This is a genomic window from Stenotrophomonas sp. K-6 (genome assembly GCF_056861555.1).
In genome coordinates this window covers 940,779-956,728 of sequence record NZ_JBSPUC010000002.1, presented here as the reverse complement: position 1 = coordinate 956,728, position 15,950 = coordinate 940,779, and the positions used below count along the sequence as shown (strand labels likewise).

Below are 15,950 nucleotides of genomic sequence, written 5' to 3'. Positions count from 1 at the left end.
GCGATCCGCCATGAGCCTGCCCCTGCTCGAACAATTGATCGAGGCCTTCCGCGTGTTGCCGGGCGTGGGCCAGAAGACCGCCCAGCGCATGGCGTACCACGTGCTCGAGCGCGAGCGCGAGGGCGGCCAGAAGCTGGCCGAGGTGATGGCCAAGGCGATCGAGCGGATCGGGCATTGCGAACAGTGCCGGGATTTCAGCGAGACCGAGATCTGTGCGGTCTGCGCCAACGGCAGCCGCGAGCGTCAGCAGTTGTGTGCCGTGGAATCACCGGCCGATCGCCTGGCGATCGAGACGGCCACCGGCTTCCGCGGGGTGTACTTCGTGCTGCAGGGGCGGCTGTCGCCACTGGACGGCATTGGCCCGCGCGAGCTGGGCCTGGATCAGCTGGAGGCGCGGCTGAAGCAGGGTGAGGTCAACGAGTTGATCATCGCCACCAGTGCCACCGTGGAAGGCGAAGCGACCGCACATTACCTGGCGCAGATGGCGCGCAGCTACAAGGTGCGGCCCAGCCGCCTCGCGCAGGGTCTGCCGCTGGGTGGCGAACTGGAATACGTGGATCGCGGCACGCTGTCCCACGCCTTCGGCACGCGTACCGAAGTGCAGGAATGACGCTGCGCACCGCGTGGCGATGATCGAAACCGGGGGCGCATCCGCGCTACTCTCCAAGGCCCTGTTCCACGAGGTGCCCTCATGAGCCACGACACCCTGTTCGGCAAGATCATCCGCCGCGAAATTCCCGCCACCATCGTCTACGAAGACGAGGAGGTGCTCGGCGTCAAGGACATCGCCCCGCAGGCGCCGGTGCACGTGCTGTTCATTCCCAAGCACGAGGCGATTCCCACCCTCGATGATGTGCAGCCGGAGCAGGCACACCTGATCGGCAAGCTGGCGATGGCCGCCGCGGAGTACGCGCGCCGCGAAGGCTTCGCACAGGACGGCTACCGCATCGTCATGAACTGCCGTGAGCATGCCGGGCAGACCGTGTTCCATATCCACCTGCATCTGCTGGCCGGTGCGCCGCTGGGCCACTTCGGCACGCCGAACGGCTGAGGCGGCCAGGCGCAAACAAAAACGCCGCCCGAGGGCGGCGTTTCTGCGTCAGCGGGTTACCACCAGCCCCAGCCGCGGTAGCCCCAACCCGGACCCCAGCCCGGGCCCCACGGGCCATACGGGTAAGCGGGCACCACATCCACCTGGCGCTGTTCCGGCCACAGGTAGATCACGTCGGCGTCCAGCTTCGGCAGGCGGTAGTCGTACTCGCCGATACGGGTGTTTTCGTAGCCACCGATCTTGCCGATGAAGGTCACGTCGCGGCCCGGCTCGAACACCGCCGGGTCGTAGAAGCCAGCGCGGCAGGCGATGAAGCGGCCGTCACTGGCGTCGGCCGAGGTGGTGCTCGGGCGGCCACTGCCGTTGAGCGGGCGCGAGATCATCTGGAAGCAGGTCTGGCCCTGGCCCGGATTGGTTTCGATGATGCGACCACCCCAACGCACTGGCGTGCCCACCTGCTGGGTGGGAACCGCGTCGCGCGGGCTGACCATACTGAATTGCCCCTGCAGCGGCTTGGGCGCGGTGGCGCAGGCAGCCAGTGCCAGAGAGGCAGCAAGGGGAAGCAGGATTTGAATCTTCATGGGGATGCTCCGGAGGTCGGGCGATGCCTGCGCAGGTCGCGCAATAATGAAGTGAGGTCGACGTCAGCGCCAGCGTAGCGCGCCTGGACGAAACGCTCGCTGAGCGACAACAACGCCGGGTCGGGGCGGTGCTGATGTACCCGGCGGGCCCATGCGCTGGCGGGTTCGGCGCCAGCACGGGACAAGCCATGGCGGGCATACCGGCGTCCGAGCCGGTGCCAGGCCCGCAGCAGTGGGTCGCGCTCGCGTTCGCCCCGGGCCAGCAGCCATGCCATCCAGCCTAGCGCGGCCAGCGCGAAGACGATGAAAATGCCGACCAGTTGGCTCGGATCCAGCCGCTCGAAACCAAACGGTTTAAGAAGCTGCTGCTGGCGGTTGGCATCGAAGGACAGGATCAGGTCGTTCCAGCCCCGGCGCAGCCAATCGCCCATCTGCCCGATCTGCAGCCATCGGCCGTCCAGCGTGGCATCTGCGCCGTTGGCCAGGCGGTCTTCGATCGTGTCGTAGATGCGTTCCGGGGCGACGGCGGCGGTCGGGTCCACCCGCACCCAGCCGCGCCCGGGCAGCCAGACCTCGGCCCAGGCGTGGGCGTCCATCCGGCGCAGCACCCAGTAATCGCCATAGGGGTTGCGGATGCCACCGGCAAAGCCGGTCACGACCCGCGCCGGAATGCCGGCGTTGCGCATCAGCACCACGAACGAGGAGCTGAAGTGCTGGCAGAAACCGGCCTGCTGATCGAACAGGAATTCGTCCACGCCGTCGCGCCCGGGCTCGGGCGTGTCCAGGGTGTAGACGAAGCGCGCGCGCACCCAATCGAGCGCGCGCTGCACGATCGCGGCATCGTTGCTGCCGGCGTCCTGTCGCCACTGCCGGGCCAGCACGGCGGTTCGCGGGTTCAAGCCGTCCGGCAACTGCAGCGCCAGGCGCCGCTCGTAAGGCGTCAATGCCTCGGTGTAGGCCACGGCGGGTGCGGAGGTCAGCCGCCAGCGGGTGAGCGCGCTCAGGGACGCGTGGCTGCGAAGGCTGTGGTTGGCATCCAGATCGCTGCCGGGCGGTGCCTGCAACGGCAGGTCCAGCGCGACCAGCTGGCGGCGGTCCGTGGGTTCGTAGTCGATCTGGTATTCCCACTGCGTGGCGGCATGGGTGACCGCCGCAGGCGCGCGCTCGATCAGATGCTTGTCCTGTTCCCAGCGCTTGCCGTCGAACAGGTTGAGCACCGGCCCGCGCCAGTAGCGCTGCTGCGGTTCCGGAATCGCGCCGAAGAACTGCACGCGCAGCGCGGGGGTGTCATCGGCCATCAGGTCCAGCCATTGGCCGGGTTCCATGGTGTCCGACAGCCCCGGGTTGCCGACCGCGCGGTCGGGGATGCCCCACAGCGGTTCGCTCAACCGCGGGAACAGCCAGAAGCCGGCCAAGGCCAGCGGCACTCCGAGCAGCACCAGGCGGCCGATACCGCGCAGGTGACGCTTGAGTGGTGCCGGTGGTGCCTGGCCTTCCAGGTGCGCCAGTCGTTGCAGGGCGAGCAGTGCGACCAGGCCAGCGATGACCGCCAGCGCCATCGTTGTCGGCCCCTGGTCGAGCAGGAAGGCGGCGAATGGCGCGAACAGGGCAAACCCGACCAGACTGCGTGCATCGCGCAGGCTGCGCAGCTCGCTGGACTTGAGGGCGAGCATTGCCGCGAGCAGCGCGCAGCCGGTGTCACGGCCGGGCCGCGGCCCCATCTGCCAATAGATGGCGGCCAACATCGCGAGCACCAGCAGCAGGCGCAGTACACCGGGCAACAGGCGCTGGCGCGAGGCCAGTGCGGTCAGCACCGCCACGCCGGCGATCACGGCGGCCAGCAGGGTCGGCAGCTGCAGCAACAATGGCAACAGGCACAGCGCGGCACCGGCCAAGGTCCAGTAGCGGGCACCGGTGCCCAGCGCGGAGGCGGGTTGGTCAGTCATGCGGCATCAGCGCCAGCGCGCGTTGGCAGAGATGGTGGTGGGCGCTGCCATTACCGGGGCCAAGCACGGGTTGCCCGGGCAGGGTCAGCGTGTAGCGGCGCCCCTCGCGTTCGGCCAGATCCACCCAGTGTGCCAACCGCGCGATGCGGGCTTCGGTCGGCAACGGTGACAGCTGGCGCCAGTCCAGCACGATCTCCACGCCGACCGGTTTCTCATACTCGCGCACCAGCAGCGTGTCGCGCCGCGCCGAGTGCTTCCACGCGATGCTGCGGGTGGGATCGCCGGCGCGATACGGGCGCAGCTGATGCAGCTCATCGCCACTGGCATGCACGCGGGTATGCAGCGGGTCGCCGCCACTTTCCGGCAGTGCCGGTGCGTGGGGTTCCGGTGCGGCATAGACCAGCAACGGGGTTTCCGGCCACACCCATGACCAGGCGCGCACCAGCCCGAGTGGTTGCGTGGTGGCGATGCGGATCCGCTCCAGATCGAACCAGCCGCGCTGGTGCGTGGGCAGGTCCAGATCCACTTCGGTCTGATCGCTGTCCACCAGGTGGCCGAACGCCGCCACGCCACCGTGTTCCACCTGCAGCCCACGACGGGCGCGGGTGTCGTTGCGCGAAAGGCTGATGCGCAGGCGCAGGGGAGCACCGGCGATCACCGGCTCGGCGGACACCGCGTCCACCTGCAGCGCGGAGAGCTGCAGATGCGCGCTGATCGCACTGGCAATGCTCACCGTGGCCAGCAGCAGCGCCAGCAACAGGGCAGGGTTGTTGTTGTAGTTCAGTGCGCCCAGCAGCATGGCCGACAGCAGCACCGCGATGAACAGGCCAAAGCGCGTGGGCAGCACATAGATGCGGCGCCGATCGAACCGGCGCGGCAGGTGCTCGGGGTGGCGTGGTCGCGCCAGGTGTTGCAGTTGCTGCCAGCGGGCTCCCCAGCCGCGGCGCATCTCAGTCGACCTGCACGGTCTGGAGGATGGCGCGCGCCAGTGCCGGGCCGTTGGAGGCTTCGGCCTCCGGCACCAGGCGATGCCCGGCCACCGCGACGAACAGGGTCTGCACGTCTTCGGGCACCACATGCGCGCGGCCCAGCAGCAGGGCATGCGCCTTCGCCGCGCGCAGCAGGGCCAGGCCGGCGCGTGGCGAGAGGCCCACGCGCACGCCGGCATGCTGGCGGCTGCGGGCCAGCAGTGCCTGCACGTAGGTGATCAAAGCTTCGCTGGCATGCACCTGGCCGACGGCCTCGCGCAGCGTGCGTACCTCCACCTCGCTCAATCGCGCGGTGGCCTGTGCGATCAGGTGGCGACGATCGGTGCCGCGCAGCAGCTCGCGTTCCGATTCCGGATTGGGGTAGCCCAGCGCCAGCCGCAGCAGGAAGCGGTCCAGCTGCGAGTCCGGCAGCGGGAACGTGCCGGAGAGGTCCACCGGGTTCTGGGTGGCGATGACGAAGAACGGATCGGGCAGCGGATGGGTCACGCCATCGAGGGTGACCTGCTGTTCGGCCATCGCTTCCAGCAGCGCGCTCTGGGTGCGCGGCGGCGCGCGGTTGATCTCATCGGCCAGCAGCACGTGGGTGAAGACCGGGCCGGGATGGAACTGGAACTGGCGGCTGCCCGCGTCGTAGACCGAGACGCCGAGCACATCGGCCGGCAGCAGATCGGAGGTGAACTGCACGCGCTGGAAGCCCAGCCCGAGGCTGGAGGCCATGGCGTGGGCGAGGGTGGTCTTGCCCAGGCCGGGCAGATCTTCGATCAGCAGGTGGCCGCCGGAGAGCAGCGCCACGAAGGCCAGCCGCACCTCCTGTGCCTTGCCCAGCACCAGCCCGTTGACCTGATCCTGGGCGGCGCGAAGGGACTGTCGCAGTACATCGGTTAGCATGGCTGGCACGGGGGGCGAATGATCCATGTCCGTCTCGATTCGATGATTCCACTGATTCTATAGAGCAATGCAGGGCGAACAACGCGCACGCACCATATTCCTGTTGTTGTGGACGCTGGTCACCGCCGTCAAATTGGTGGTGGCCGCTCGTCTGCCCTTGTTCGTGGACGAAGCGTTTTACTGGCAGGAAGGCCAGCACCTGGCGGCCGCCTATTCCGATCTGCCCGGGCTGACGGCCTGGCTGGCACGCCTGGGCGTGGAGATTGGTGGCAATCACGTGCTTGGGCTGCGCCTGCCGTTCCTGGCGATCGGTGCCTGGCTGCCCTGGCTGGTCTCACGCATTGCCGCGCGCTGGTTCGGCGCGGTGGCGGGGTGGCAGGCGGGCAGCCTGACCTTGCTGATGCCGCTGTCGGCCACCCTGGGCATGCTGGCTGTGCCGGATGTACCGATGGCCCTCGCGGCGGTGCTCTGCCTGGATGCCGGTGCGCGCCTGCTGCGCAATGTCGATGCGGCGGCGGCGGTGAAGCTGGCCGCCGGTCTGTCGATCGGTGCGCTCAGCCATTACCGCTTCATCGGCGTCATCGTGGTCGGCTTCATCGCACTGCTGGTGTTGCCGCAGGGCCGGCGCATGCTGCGCGATCCGCGCGTGTGGGTCGCCCTGGCCGTAGGCGTGGTGGCATGGTTGCCGCTGTTGTCGTGGAATGCCGACAACCATGATGCGGGGCTGAAATTCCAGGTGGTCGAGCGCCATCCGTGGGCGTTCGAATGGAGCGGGCTGTGGTTCCTGGTGATCCAGCCGATGCTGGTCACCCCCATCCTGTGCATCGCGATGTGGAAGGTGGCGCTGGCCGGCACCCGCTCCGGTGGCGGTGCGCGTGCGCAGTGGCGCTACTTTGGCCTGATCGGTGCCGTGTCGACCCTGTCGATCTTCGCGCTGGGCTTCTTCACCGACGTGGAGCGCATCAGTTTCCATTGGCCGCTGCCGGGGTATCTCGCACTGCTGATCGCGGTGCCGGTGGTGCTCAACGGGTGGCCGCGCTGGCTGCGCCGCACCGGTTGGTGGTTGGCCGGTACCGGTCTGGCGCTGGCCTTCGGGTACTACCTGATGGCCTCCACGCCGATGGCGCGCGAACAGTTGGCCGGCTACAAATACTACCCACGCAACTTTGCGGGCTGGCAGCCGTTGGCCCGCGCCGTGCGTGACGAACTGAAGACCCTGCCGCCCGGCACGCGCGTGCTCGCCGGCAATTTCAAGGTAGGCGCGGAGCTGGGCTTCCAGTTGGGCGATGCGTCGATCGAGGTGCTGCCGCATCCCTTGAATGACAAACATGGCCGCAGTGCACAGCTGGGTCTGTGGCATCTGCTGCACGATGGCAAACGCGATGCGCCGATGCTGCTGGTGCTTGCGCCCAGCGATCAACGCTATCGCGATCTGCTGGCGCGCTATCACGCGATCTGCGAGCAGGTCGGGCCGCTGCCGCCGCCGCGGGTGGTGAGCAACGATCATGGCTACCAGCGCTTCCTGTTGTTCAGGCTGCCGGCCGAACGTGTCGATGGGCCATGCGTGACGCCGGCGATGGCGTGGTTGGATGCGCCGCAGTCCGGGGCAACCGTGGGCGACACCCTCGATGTGCATGGCTGGGCCTTCAAGGACGGCGTGGGCATCGAGCGGGTCGAGCTGCTGATCGATGGCAAGCCGGTGGGTGACGCCACCTACGGGCGTGCCTTTGATATCACCAGCGCGTGGAAAATCTCCACCGATCCCCAGCACCCCAATGTCGCCTTCGATGCCACGCTGGATACCCGTCACCTGGCCCCGGGGCGCCATTGGCTCGGGATGACGCTGCACGGCAAGGACGGCAGCGTGGAGCAGTGGCAGGAACAGGCCTTCGTCGTTCCCGCGCGCTGAGGCTCAGGGCAGGGTGTAGCCGGCCTGCCGCAGCAGCTGGCTCACCGCGATCAGCGGCAGCCCGATCAGCGCGGTGGGGTCGCGGTTCTCGATCGCCTCGAACAACGTGATGCCCAGCCCTTCGCATTTGAAGCTGCCGGCGCAGTCCAATGGCTGCTCGGCGGCCACGTAGCGTTCGATCTCTGCTGGTCCCAGCACGCGGAAGTGGACGCGGGTCAGATCGCAGGTCTCCAGCACCTCGCCGTCGCGCACCAGGCTCACCGCCGTGTGGAAGTCCACCACCTGCCCGGACATCGCCGCCAGCTGCGCATGGGCGCCTTTGATCGTGCCCGGCTTGCCCAGCGGGGCCCCATTCAGCTCTGCCACCTGGTCCGAGCCGATCACCCACTGGCGCGGGTAAAGGCGGGCGACGGCCTCGGCCTTGGCCCGCGCCAGCCGCACGGCCACGGTCCGTGGGGCCTCGCCGGGGGCGGGGGTCTCATCCACTTCGGGGCGGGCGGTCGCCAAGGGCAGGCCGAGCCGTTCCAGCAGTTCGCGGCGGTAGCGGGAAGTAGAGGCAAGCAGCAGTGGGGTCATGCGACAATACCGGACACGGAAGGCCGGCAGTCTGGGCCCTTCGGGCGGGAATCGGCAACCTGACTGCGCAGGTATTTGACAGCGGCCCGGACGATCCTTAACATTCAGCGGCTTATGTCCGCAAACGTGCCCGAAATGCTGGATGCTTGGCGGATGGTCGCAGCACGCAGGTGCTTCGACGGCCAGGTGGATCTAGCGGAATTGACCCGCCTCCAGGGCCTTGTCGCCGATACCGAAGGAACGTGCACCTATGCACTGGAATTCGCGCACGACGACATCCTGCAGGTATCCTATGTTGAACTGTCCATCGACACCGCGCTGCCGCTGATCTGTCAGCGCAGCCTGCAGCGTTTCCTGTTGCCGGTTTCGATGGTGCAGCGGCTCGGTCTGATCCGCAGCGAAGAGGAAGAGTCCTCGCTGCCGGAAGGCTGGGAACCGTGGCTGGTGCCGGAAGACGGCATGCTGCGACCGCTGGAACTGGTCGAGGACGAACTCGTCCTGGCCGTGCCCGTCGTGCCGCTGTCTCCCGATGGTGAGGCCGTGGACAAGGACTGGGCACCGACCGAAGAAGAAATCAGCAAGGCCAATCCGTTCGCGGCGTTGGCGGCACTGAAAAAACAATAGCAGCCGGATTGTCGTCGGCGGCTGCGGCGAAAGCGAAAACTGTGCTGGGCGCTGGCGTCCTGCGCGACGATACGACGAAGCAAAACGAACCGAGTTTGGAGCAATCCCATGGCTGTGCAGAAATCCCGTGTCACCCCGTCCCGCCGCGGTATGCGCCGTGCGCATGACGCCCTGAGCGCCAAGCAGCTGTCCACCGATCCGACCACCGGTGAAGTGCATCTGCGTCACCACATCACCGCTGACGGTTTCTACCGCGGCAAGAAGGTGATCACGACCAAGTCGAACTCGGCCGTCGAAGAAGATTGATTTGTGAAGGCCGCTGCCCGGTCGGGCGGCGGCCTTTACCCCATTCTTCCCGGTCACCACGTTTGGTGATCGTGCTACAGGACATGCAATGAGCAAGCGGATCTACTCGAGGATCGCGGGCACCGGTAGTTATTTGCCCGAAAAAGTGTTGACCAACCAGGATCTGGAGAAAATGGTCGACACCAGCGATGAGTGGATTCAATCGCGCACTGGTATCCGTGAACGGCACATTGCGGCCGAGAACGAGACCACCAGCGACCTCGGCTACCACGCCGCGGTACGTGCGCTTGAAGCGGCCGGTATCGACGCTTCGCAGCTCGACATGATCGTGGTGGGTACCACCACGCCTGACCTGATTTTCCCGTCCACCGCGTGCCTGATCCAGGCCAAGCTCGGTGCGAGCGGCTGCCCCGCCTTCGACGTCAACGCGGCCTGTTCGGGTTTCGTGTTCGCGTTGAGCGTGGCCGACAAATTCATTCGTTCCGGTGATGCACGCTACGTGCTGGTCATCGGTGCGGAAACGCTGACCCGCATCGTCGACTGGACCGAGCGCACCACCTGCGTGCTGTTCGGCGATGGCGCGGGCGCCGTCGTGCTCAAGGCCGACGAAGAGACCGGCATCCTCAGCACCCACCTGCATTCGGATGGCAGCAAGAAAGAGCTGCTGTGGAACCCGGTGGGCGTCTCGGCCGGCTTCGGCGAGGGCGAGGCGGCCCGCGGCGCGATTCTGATGAAGGGCAACGACGTGTTCAAGTACGCCGTCAAGGCGCTGGACTCGGTCGTCGATGAAACCCTGGAAGCCAACGCGCTGACCAAGGACGACCTGGATTGGCTGATCCCGCACCAGGCCAACCTGCGCATCATCGAAGCCACCGCCAAGCGCCTGGAGATGTCCATGGACCAGGTGGTGGTGACGGTCGACAAGCACGGCAACACTTCCTCGGCCTCGGTGCCGATGGCGCTGGACCACGCGGTCCGCTCCGGTCGCGTCGAGCGCGGCCAGCTGCTCCTGCTGGAAGCCTTCGGCGGCGGCTTCACGTGGGGTTCTGCTCTGCTGCGCTATTGATAGTGCCAGTTACGACAACGTGACGCTGTCGTTACGGCCCCATTACGGGGCCGTATGCATTTCAGGAGAACTGCCATGGTTGAGCCCATCGTCATCGAGGGCCAACGCGCCTGGCTGAAGCAGTACGGCGAAGGAAGCCGGGTGGTCGCACTCGGCCTGCTCAACTTCATCGCCCGCCGCTTCCAGCTCGACGCCCTGCGCCCACCGCCGCACCGGGGTGGCGATGCCGCCCGCGAAACCGAAGCCCGCCGCCTGTCCGAACTGCAGGCCCAAGGCGTGAACGTCCCCAGTGTGATCGGCAGCGGTCACGCCGCGCTCGTGCTGGGCGACAACGGCTCCTCGTTCAATACCTGCCTGCGCGAAGCCGACGATGCCGGCCGCGACCGCCTGGTGTCGGCCGCAATGAATGCCATTGCCCAGGCGCACCAGAAGGGCGCCTATTTCGGCCAGCCGCTCCCGCGCAACCTCACCTGGGATGGCAACGCCATCGGCTTCATCGACTTCGAAGAAGACCCCCTCGAAGTCATGGATCTGGCCCAGGCGCAGGCCCGCGACTGGCTGATGTTCGGCTACGGCGTCGCCAAGTACTACGAAGACCGTCCGCAGCAGCTCCAGGCCCTCATGGCCGAGGCGATGGACGGCGCGGAAGCGCCGGTGATCGCCCACGCCCATGACGTCACCGGCCGCCTGCAGGGCCTGGCCCGCGCCAGCATGAAAATGGGCCGCTCCGCGCGCGCACTGGCCCATTCGATCCTGATCGTGCATGGCGCCACCACGCTGGGCGTGCTGATGGTCGTCGCGATCTGCTTCGATTTCTTCACCGATGGCGACCTGGACATCCTCCAGCTGTTCACCTGAGCACAGGCCCCACATACGCGGCAGTACAGACGAAGGGCGACGTTCCCCTTTATCATTCGCCGTTCGATTTTTGCAGGCGGATGATCGCGTGACCGATACCAATCTCGCATTCGTGTTCCCGGGCCAGGGCTCGCAGTCGCTGGGCATGCTGGCCGAACTGGCCGAGCTGCACCCGCAGATCCGCGAGGCCTTCACCGAAGCCTCCGATGGCGCCGGTGTCGACCTGTGGGCGCTGTCGCAGGGCGGTCCCGAGGAAATGCTCAGCCGCACCGAATACACCCAGCCGGCCCTGCTGGCCGCCAGCATCGGCGTCTGGCGCGCCTGGAACGCCGTGGGTGGCACCCAGCCCGCCGTCCTGGCCGGTCACAGCCTCGGCGAGTACACCGCCCTGGTGGCCGCCGGCGCGCTGACCCTGCGTGACGGCGCCCATCTGGTGCGTCTGCGCGGCCAGCTGATGCAGGAAGCCGCCCCGACCGGCGTGGGTGCCATGGCCGCCGTGCTCGGCGCCGAAGACGCCCTGGTCGTGGAGGTCTGCGAGCAGGCTGCCGGCAGCCAGGTCGTGGTGCCCGCCAACTACAACTCGCCCGGCCAGATCGTCATCGGTGGCGACGCTGCCGCCGTGGATCGTGCGCTGGCGCTGCTGGCCGAGAAGGGCGTCCGCAAGGCCGTCAAGCTGGCGGTCAGCGTGCCCTCGCACACCCCGCTGATGCGCGAAGCCGCCAACCGCCTGGCCGAAACCATGGCCGGCCTGGACTGGCGCGCCCCGGCCCTGCCGGTGGTGCAGAACGTGGATGCGCGCGTGCATGACGGCGTGGACGCCATCCGCCAGGCGCTGGTGCAGCAGCTGTACCTGCCCGTGCAGTGGACCGGCTGCGTGCAGGCGCTGGCCGCCCGTGGCGTCACCCGCGTGGCCGAATGCGGCCCGGGCAAGGTGCTGAGCGGATTGATCAAGCGCATCGACAAATCGCTGGACGCGCGCACACTGTCCACGCCCGCCGATTTCGAGACGGCCCGCGAGACCTGGGCCGCCTGATGTCTTCCGATCGCGTCCGTGCTGGAATGGCTTCGCGCCAGACCGGCCGGACCGGTCCCGTTTGAGGAACTGAGATGAGCAAGCCCCTTCAGGGTGAAATCGCACTGGTCACCGGCGCCAGCCGGGGTATCGGTGCCGCGATCGCCGACGCACTGGCCGCGCAGGGCGCGACCGTCATCGGCACCGCCACCACCGACGCCGGTGCCGCCGCCATTGGCGAGCGTCTGGCTGCCGTGGGTGGCCACGGCCGCGCGCTGAACGTCACTGACGCCGCTGCGCTGGAGGCCGTGCTGGACGGTATCGCCAAGGAATTCGGCGCCATCAGCATCCTGGTCAACAACGCCGGCATCACCCGCGACAACCTGTTGCTGCGGATGAAGGAAGAAGACTGGCAGGCGATCCTGGACACCAACCTGACCAGCGTCTTCCGCACCTCCAAGGCCGTCATGCGCGGCATGATGAAGGCGCGCAAGGGCCGCATCATCAACATCGCCTCGGTGATCGGCGTGACCGGCAATGCCGGCCAGGCCAACTACGCCGCGGCCAAGGCCGGCATCATTGCCTTCTCCAAGTCGCTGGCCAAGGAAATCGGCTCGCGCGGGATCACCGTCAACGTGGTCGCGCCGGGCTTCATCGATACCGACATGACCAAGGCCCTGCCCGAAGAGCAGCGCACCGGCCTGGTCAAGTCGATCGCCCTGGAGCGGCTCGGCGAGCCGTCCGATATCGCCAACGCGGTGGCGTTCCTGGCCGGTCCTTCGGCCAGCTACATCACCGGCGAAACCCTCCATGTGAACGGCGGCATGTACATGCCGTAAGCATGTGGCGCATGGATTGCGCCGCAAGTGGTTGATCTGTCTGATGTTTTGCTGCAATGCAAGGTGTCGCTGGTTTCCACTACACTATCCCACGGTCATCCCTCACCGGATGGCGTCATTTTTGAACCACTACTCCATCTGGAGCGATATCCAATGAGCACCATCGAAGAACGCGTCAAGAAAATCGTCGTCGAACAGCTTGGCGTCAAGGAAGAGGAAGTCACCAACAGCGCATCGTTCGTCGATGACCTGGGCGCTGACTCGCTGGACACCGTTGAACTGGTGATGGCGCTGGAAGAAGAGTTCGAGTGCGAAATCCCGGACGAAGAAGCCGAAAAGATCAGCACCGTGCAGGCTGCGATCGACTACATCAACGCCCACGTCAAGGCTTGATGTCAGGCGGCTCGCGCGCGGCCGTGGCGATCGCTGCGACCGCGTGCGGCAAACCCATGGGGCCGCGCTTGCGGCCCTGTGCTTTTGAGCGTTATACCGCGTGATACCCGCAACACCCGGGTCAGGAGAATCTGCAATGAAGCGTCGCGTCGTCGTTACCGGCATGGGCATGGTCTCGCCATTGGGCAATGATATGGCCAGCAGTTGGAAGGGCATCACCGAAGGCCGTTCCGGCATCGGTCCGCTGACCAACGTTTCGCAGTCCTACCTGGACCGTTTCACCACCAAGATCGCAGGTGAGGTCAGGGACTTCGACATCACCGCCGACAATGAACAGTTCGGCAAATTCCGGGTCACTGGCAAGGATGCCAAGAAGATGGACCCGTTCATTCATTACGGCCTCGGTGCCGCCTTCATGGCCTTGAACGATTCGGGCCTGGAGATCACCGATGGCAACGCCGAGCGCATCGGCGCCATCGTCGGCGCGGGCATCGGCGGCCTGCTGGGCATCGAAGAGCAGACCATCGATTTCCACGAGGGCAAGAAGATCTCGCCCTTCTACGTGCCCAAGACCATCATCAACATGCTCCCGGGCCAGCTGAGCATCATCACCGGCCTGAAGGGTCCGTCGTTCTCGGCGGTCTCCGCCTGCGCCACCTCGAACCACTCGATCGGCACTGCGATGCGCATGATCCAGTACGGCGACGCGGACGTGATGGTGGTCGGCGGTGCCGAGCGTGGTTCTTCGCCGACCGCCTTGGGCGGCTTCTGCGCGATGAAGGCGATGAGCACCCGCAACGATGCGCCGGCCGAAGCCTCGCGCCCGTGGGACAAAGAACGCGACGGCTTCGTGCTCGGCGACGGTGCCGGCATCCTGATCCTGGAAGAGTACGAGCACGCCAAGGCGCGTGGCGCGCGCATCTATGCCGAGCTTGCCGGTTTCGGCGCCAGTTCGGACGCGTACCACATGACCGCCCCGAGCGAGAACGGCGAAGGCGCGGCACGCTGCATGACCATGGCGTTGAAGGACGCCGGCGTGACCCCGGACCAGGTCGGTTACCTCAACGCGCACGGCACTTCCACGCCGCTGGGCGACCTGGGCGAAACCATGGCCATGAAGACCGCCTTCGGCGACCACGCCTACAAGATGATGGTCAGCTCCACCAAGTCGATGACCGGTCACCTGCTCGGCGCGGCCGGCGGCGTGGAAGCGATCTTCTCGGTGCTGGCGCTGCGCGACAACATCATTCCGCCGACCATCAACCTGCATGAAGCGGGCGAGGGTTGCGACCTGGATTACGTGCCCAACACCGCACGCGAAGCCAAGGTGGATGTGGTGATGTCCAACGGCTTCGGCTTCGGCGGCACCAACGGCACGCTGGTGTTCAAGCGCGTCTGACCGCACGTTCCGTGTACTCCCACCCGGGCCGCCATCATGGCGGCCTTGGTGTATCTGGCCCCCGCGCACGCTGCGCGCCCTTCCGGTGTCCTGTCATGTTCCAGACGCTTCCGCTGCCCGCCACCACCGACCTGCTGGCCCTGCAGCGCCTGGCCCCGCAGCGCTACCCGCTGCTGATGGAGTCCACCGCCTCGGGAACCGCGCAGGGCCGCTGGGATCTGCTGCTGATGGGCAATGGGGAATCCCTCGCACTGCACGCCGACGGCGTGGTGCGCGATGCGGACGGTGTTGCGCACGACGGCCGCTTCCTTGACCTGCTGGATGCGCACTGGGCCGCCCTGCGCCTGCCGCGCGAAGAGACAACACTGCCGTTCCGCGGCGGCTGGGCACTGATGCTGGATTACGAGCTGGCCGGCCAGATCGAAGACGTGCTGGCCTTGCCTGCGCGCGCCGATGGGCTGCCCGCCGCGCTGGCGCTGCGCTGCCCGGCGGCGGTACTGCACGACCGCGTGCTCGGCCAGTTCCATGCCGTGTGCGAGACCGGCCAGGCCGCGCTGCTGCAGACCCTGCAGCATGACCTCGCGGCAGCCTCGACGTTGTCCCCGCTGCCAGCGTGGCAGCCACCGGTCGGCATCGGTGAGGACGCGCCGCAGCGCTTCACCGACGGCGTCGGCAAGGTGATCGATTACCTGCGCGCGGGCGACGTCTTCCAGGTGAACCTGTCGCGCCGCTGGAACGCGCAGTTCGCCGAGGCGCTCTCGCCGCAGGCGCTGTACGCGCAGCTGCGCGTGGCCAACCCCGCGCCGTTCGCCGGGCTGTTCATGGCGCAGGGCAGGGCGGTGGTCAGCTCCTCGCCCGAGCGGCTGGTGTCGGTGCATGGCGATGATGTGCAGACACGCCCCATCGCGGGCACCCGCCCGCGCTTCGCCGGCGATGACGATGCCGCGCGCATCCAGGAACTGGTCGGCCATCCCAAGGAACGCGCCGAGCACGTGATGCTGATCGATCTGGAGCGCAACGACCTCGGCCGCATCTGCGCGCCGGGCAGCGTGGAGGTGGATGAGCTGATGACCGTGGAGAGCTACGCCCACGTGCACCACATCGTCAGCAACGTGCGTGGCCGCCTGCGCGAGGACGTCAGCCCGGGCCAGGTGATCGCCGCGACCTTCCCCGGCGGCACCATCACCGGGTGCCCCAAAGTGCGCTGCATGCAGATCATCGCCGAGCTGGAGCAGACCGCGCGTGGCGCCTACACCGGCGCGTTCGGCTGGCTGAACCGCGATGGCGATCTGGACCTGAACATCCTGATCCGCACCGCCGAAGTGGCCGGCGACACCGCCAGCTTCCGCACCGGCGCCGGGATCGTGGTCGATTCGGTGGCCGACAAGGAACTGGACGAAACCCGCGCCAAGGCCCGCGGCCTGCTGCGTGCGCTGGGCAGCGATGCCTGAGCCGTTTGGCGGTGTGCAGCACCCGCGCGGTATGCTGCGCGGCGAAGAAATGGATTCGAGGT

Annotated in this window: 17 protein-coding genes; 12 read left to right on the top strand and 5 right to left on the bottom strand. The window is 67.2% G+C overall.

Going from position 1 to position 15,950, the window contains the following annotated elements:
- Positions 1-10 precede the first annotated feature (10 nt).
- Both recR and AC13F7_RS09820 read left to right on the top strand, forming a co-directional pair.
- On the top strand, positions 11-610 hold the full coding sequence (gene recR, locus AC13F7_RS09825) for a recombination mediator RecR (RefSeq protein ID WP_481470150.1): 600 nt from the start codon (positions 11-13) through the stop codon (positions 608-610).
- An 81-nt stretch (positions 611-691) separates the two neighbouring features.
- Positions 692-1,051: a histidine triad nucleotide-binding protein gene (locus AC13F7_RS09820; protein WP_483000035.1), complete on the top strand. Its 360-nt coding sequence runs from the start codon at positions 692-694 to the stop codon at positions 1,049-1,051.
- A 56-nt stretch (positions 1,052-1,107) separates the two neighbouring features.
- Here AC13F7_RS09820 and AC13F7_RS09815 read toward each other — a convergent pair whose 3' ends face one another.
- The 4 genes from AC13F7_RS09815 to AC13F7_RS09800 are packed head-to-tail and all read right to left on the bottom strand — an operon-like array spanning position 1,108 to position 5,482.
- Positions 1,108-1,632 (bottom strand): Slp family lipoprotein, encoded by a 525-nt coding sequence (locus tag AC13F7_RS09815; RefSeq protein ID WP_019185338.1) that lies wholly within the window; start codon positions 1,630-1,632, stop codon positions 1,108-1,110.
- Positions 1,629-3,578 (bottom strand): transglutaminase TgpA family protein, encoded by a 1,950-nt coding sequence (locus AC13F7_RS09810; RefSeq protein WP_483000033.1) that lies wholly within the window; start codon positions 3,576-3,578, stop codon positions 1,629-1,631. The genes AC13F7_RS09815 and AC13F7_RS09810 overlap by 4 nt, the downstream gene beginning before the upstream one ends.
- On the bottom strand, positions 3,571-4,527 hold the full coding sequence (locus AC13F7_RS09805; RefSeq protein WP_481470153.1) for a DUF58 domain-containing protein: 957 nt from the start codon (positions 4,525-4,527) through the stop codon (positions 3,571-3,573). The genes AC13F7_RS09810 and AC13F7_RS09805 overlap by 8 nt, the downstream gene beginning before the upstream one ends.
- 1 nt (position 4,528) lies before the next feature.
- Complete coding sequence (locus AC13F7_RS09800) at positions 4,529-5,482, bottom strand: AAA family ATPase (RefSeq protein WP_483000030.1); 954 nt, start codon at positions 5,480-5,482, stop codon at positions 4,529-4,531.
- 40 nt (positions 5,483-5,522) lie between these two features.
- On the opposite strand from AC13F7_RS09800, the gene AC13F7_RS09795 reads away from it, so the two are divergent.
- Positions 5,523-7,364 (top strand): glycosyltransferase family 39 protein, encoded by a 1,842-nt coding sequence (locus AC13F7_RS09795; protein ID WP_483000028.1) that lies wholly within the window; start codon positions 5,523-5,525, stop codon positions 7,362-7,364.
- 3 nt (positions 7,365-7,367) lie between these two features.
- Here AC13F7_RS09795 and AC13F7_RS09790 read toward each other — a convergent pair whose 3' ends face one another.
- Positions 7,368-7,940: a Maf family protein gene (locus AC13F7_RS09790; RefSeq protein WP_483000026.1), complete on the bottom strand. Its 573-nt coding sequence runs from the start codon at positions 7,938-7,940 to the stop codon at positions 7,368-7,370.
- A gap of 114 nt (positions 7,941-8,054) precedes the next feature.
- On the opposite strand from AC13F7_RS09790, the gene AC13F7_RS09785 reads away from it, so the two are divergent.
- The 9 genes from AC13F7_RS09785 to AC13F7_RS09745 all read left to right on the top strand — a co-directional run bounded on the left by AC13F7_RS09785 (position 8,055) and on the right by AC13F7_RS09745 (position 15,888).
- The gene (locus AC13F7_RS09785; RefSeq protein ID WP_121043054.1) at positions 8,055-8,564 is read left to right on the top strand and encodes a YceD family protein; all 510 of its coding nucleotides are present in this window, start codon (positions 8,055-8,057) and stop codon (positions 8,562-8,564) included.
- A gap of 108 nt (positions 8,565-8,672) precedes the next feature.
- Complete coding sequence (gene rpmF / locus AC13F7_RS09780) at positions 8,673-8,870, top strand: 50S ribosomal protein L32 (protein ID WP_017357626.1); 198 nt, start codon at positions 8,673-8,675, stop codon at positions 8,868-8,870.
- Between the two features lie 88 nt (positions 8,871-8,958).
- The gene (locus AC13F7_RS09775; protein ID WP_483000023.1) at positions 8,959-9,936 is read left to right on the top strand and encodes a beta-ketoacyl-ACP synthase III; all 978 of its coding nucleotides are present in this window, start codon (positions 8,959-8,961) and stop codon (positions 9,934-9,936) included.
- A gap of 75 nt (positions 9,937-10,011) precedes the next feature.
- Entirely contained in the window at positions 10,012-10,794 is a 783-nt protein-coding gene (locus tag AC13F7_RS09770; RefSeq protein ID WP_346472772.1) for a BUD32 family EKC/KEOPS complex subunit, read from the top strand.
- 88 nt (positions 10,795-10,882) lie between these two features.
- The gene (gene fabD, locus AC13F7_RS09765; RefSeq protein ID WP_483000021.1) at positions 10,883-11,827 is read left to right on the top strand and encodes an ACP S-malonyltransferase; all 945 of its coding nucleotides are present in this window, start codon (positions 10,883-10,885) and stop codon (positions 11,825-11,827) included.
- Positions 11,828-11,901: 74 nt separating this feature from the next.
- Positions 11,902-12,645, top strand: a complete 744-nt coding sequence (fabG, locus tag AC13F7_RS09760) for a 3-oxoacyl-ACP reductase FabG (protein WP_070426748.1) — start codon at positions 11,902-11,904, stop codon at positions 12,643-12,645.
- A 153-nt stretch (positions 12,646-12,798) separates the two neighbouring features.
- On the top strand, positions 12,799-13,038 hold the full coding sequence (gene acpP / locus AC13F7_RS09755) for an acyl carrier protein (protein WP_017357544.1): 240 nt from the start codon (positions 12,799-12,801) through the stop codon (positions 13,036-13,038).
- Positions 13,039-13,174: 136 nt separating this feature from the next.
- Positions 13,175-14,437 (top strand): beta-ketoacyl-ACP synthase II, encoded by a 1,263-nt coding sequence (gene fabF / locus AC13F7_RS09750; RefSeq protein WP_176990978.1) that lies wholly within the window; start codon positions 13,175-13,177, stop codon positions 14,435-14,437.
- A 95-nt stretch (positions 14,438-14,532) separates the two neighbouring features.
- Complete coding sequence (locus AC13F7_RS09745; protein WP_483000018.1) at positions 14,533-15,888, top strand: aminodeoxychorismate synthase component I; 1,356 nt, start codon at positions 14,533-14,535, stop codon at positions 15,886-15,888.
- The last annotated feature ends 62 nt before the right edge of the window (positions 15,889-15,950 follow it).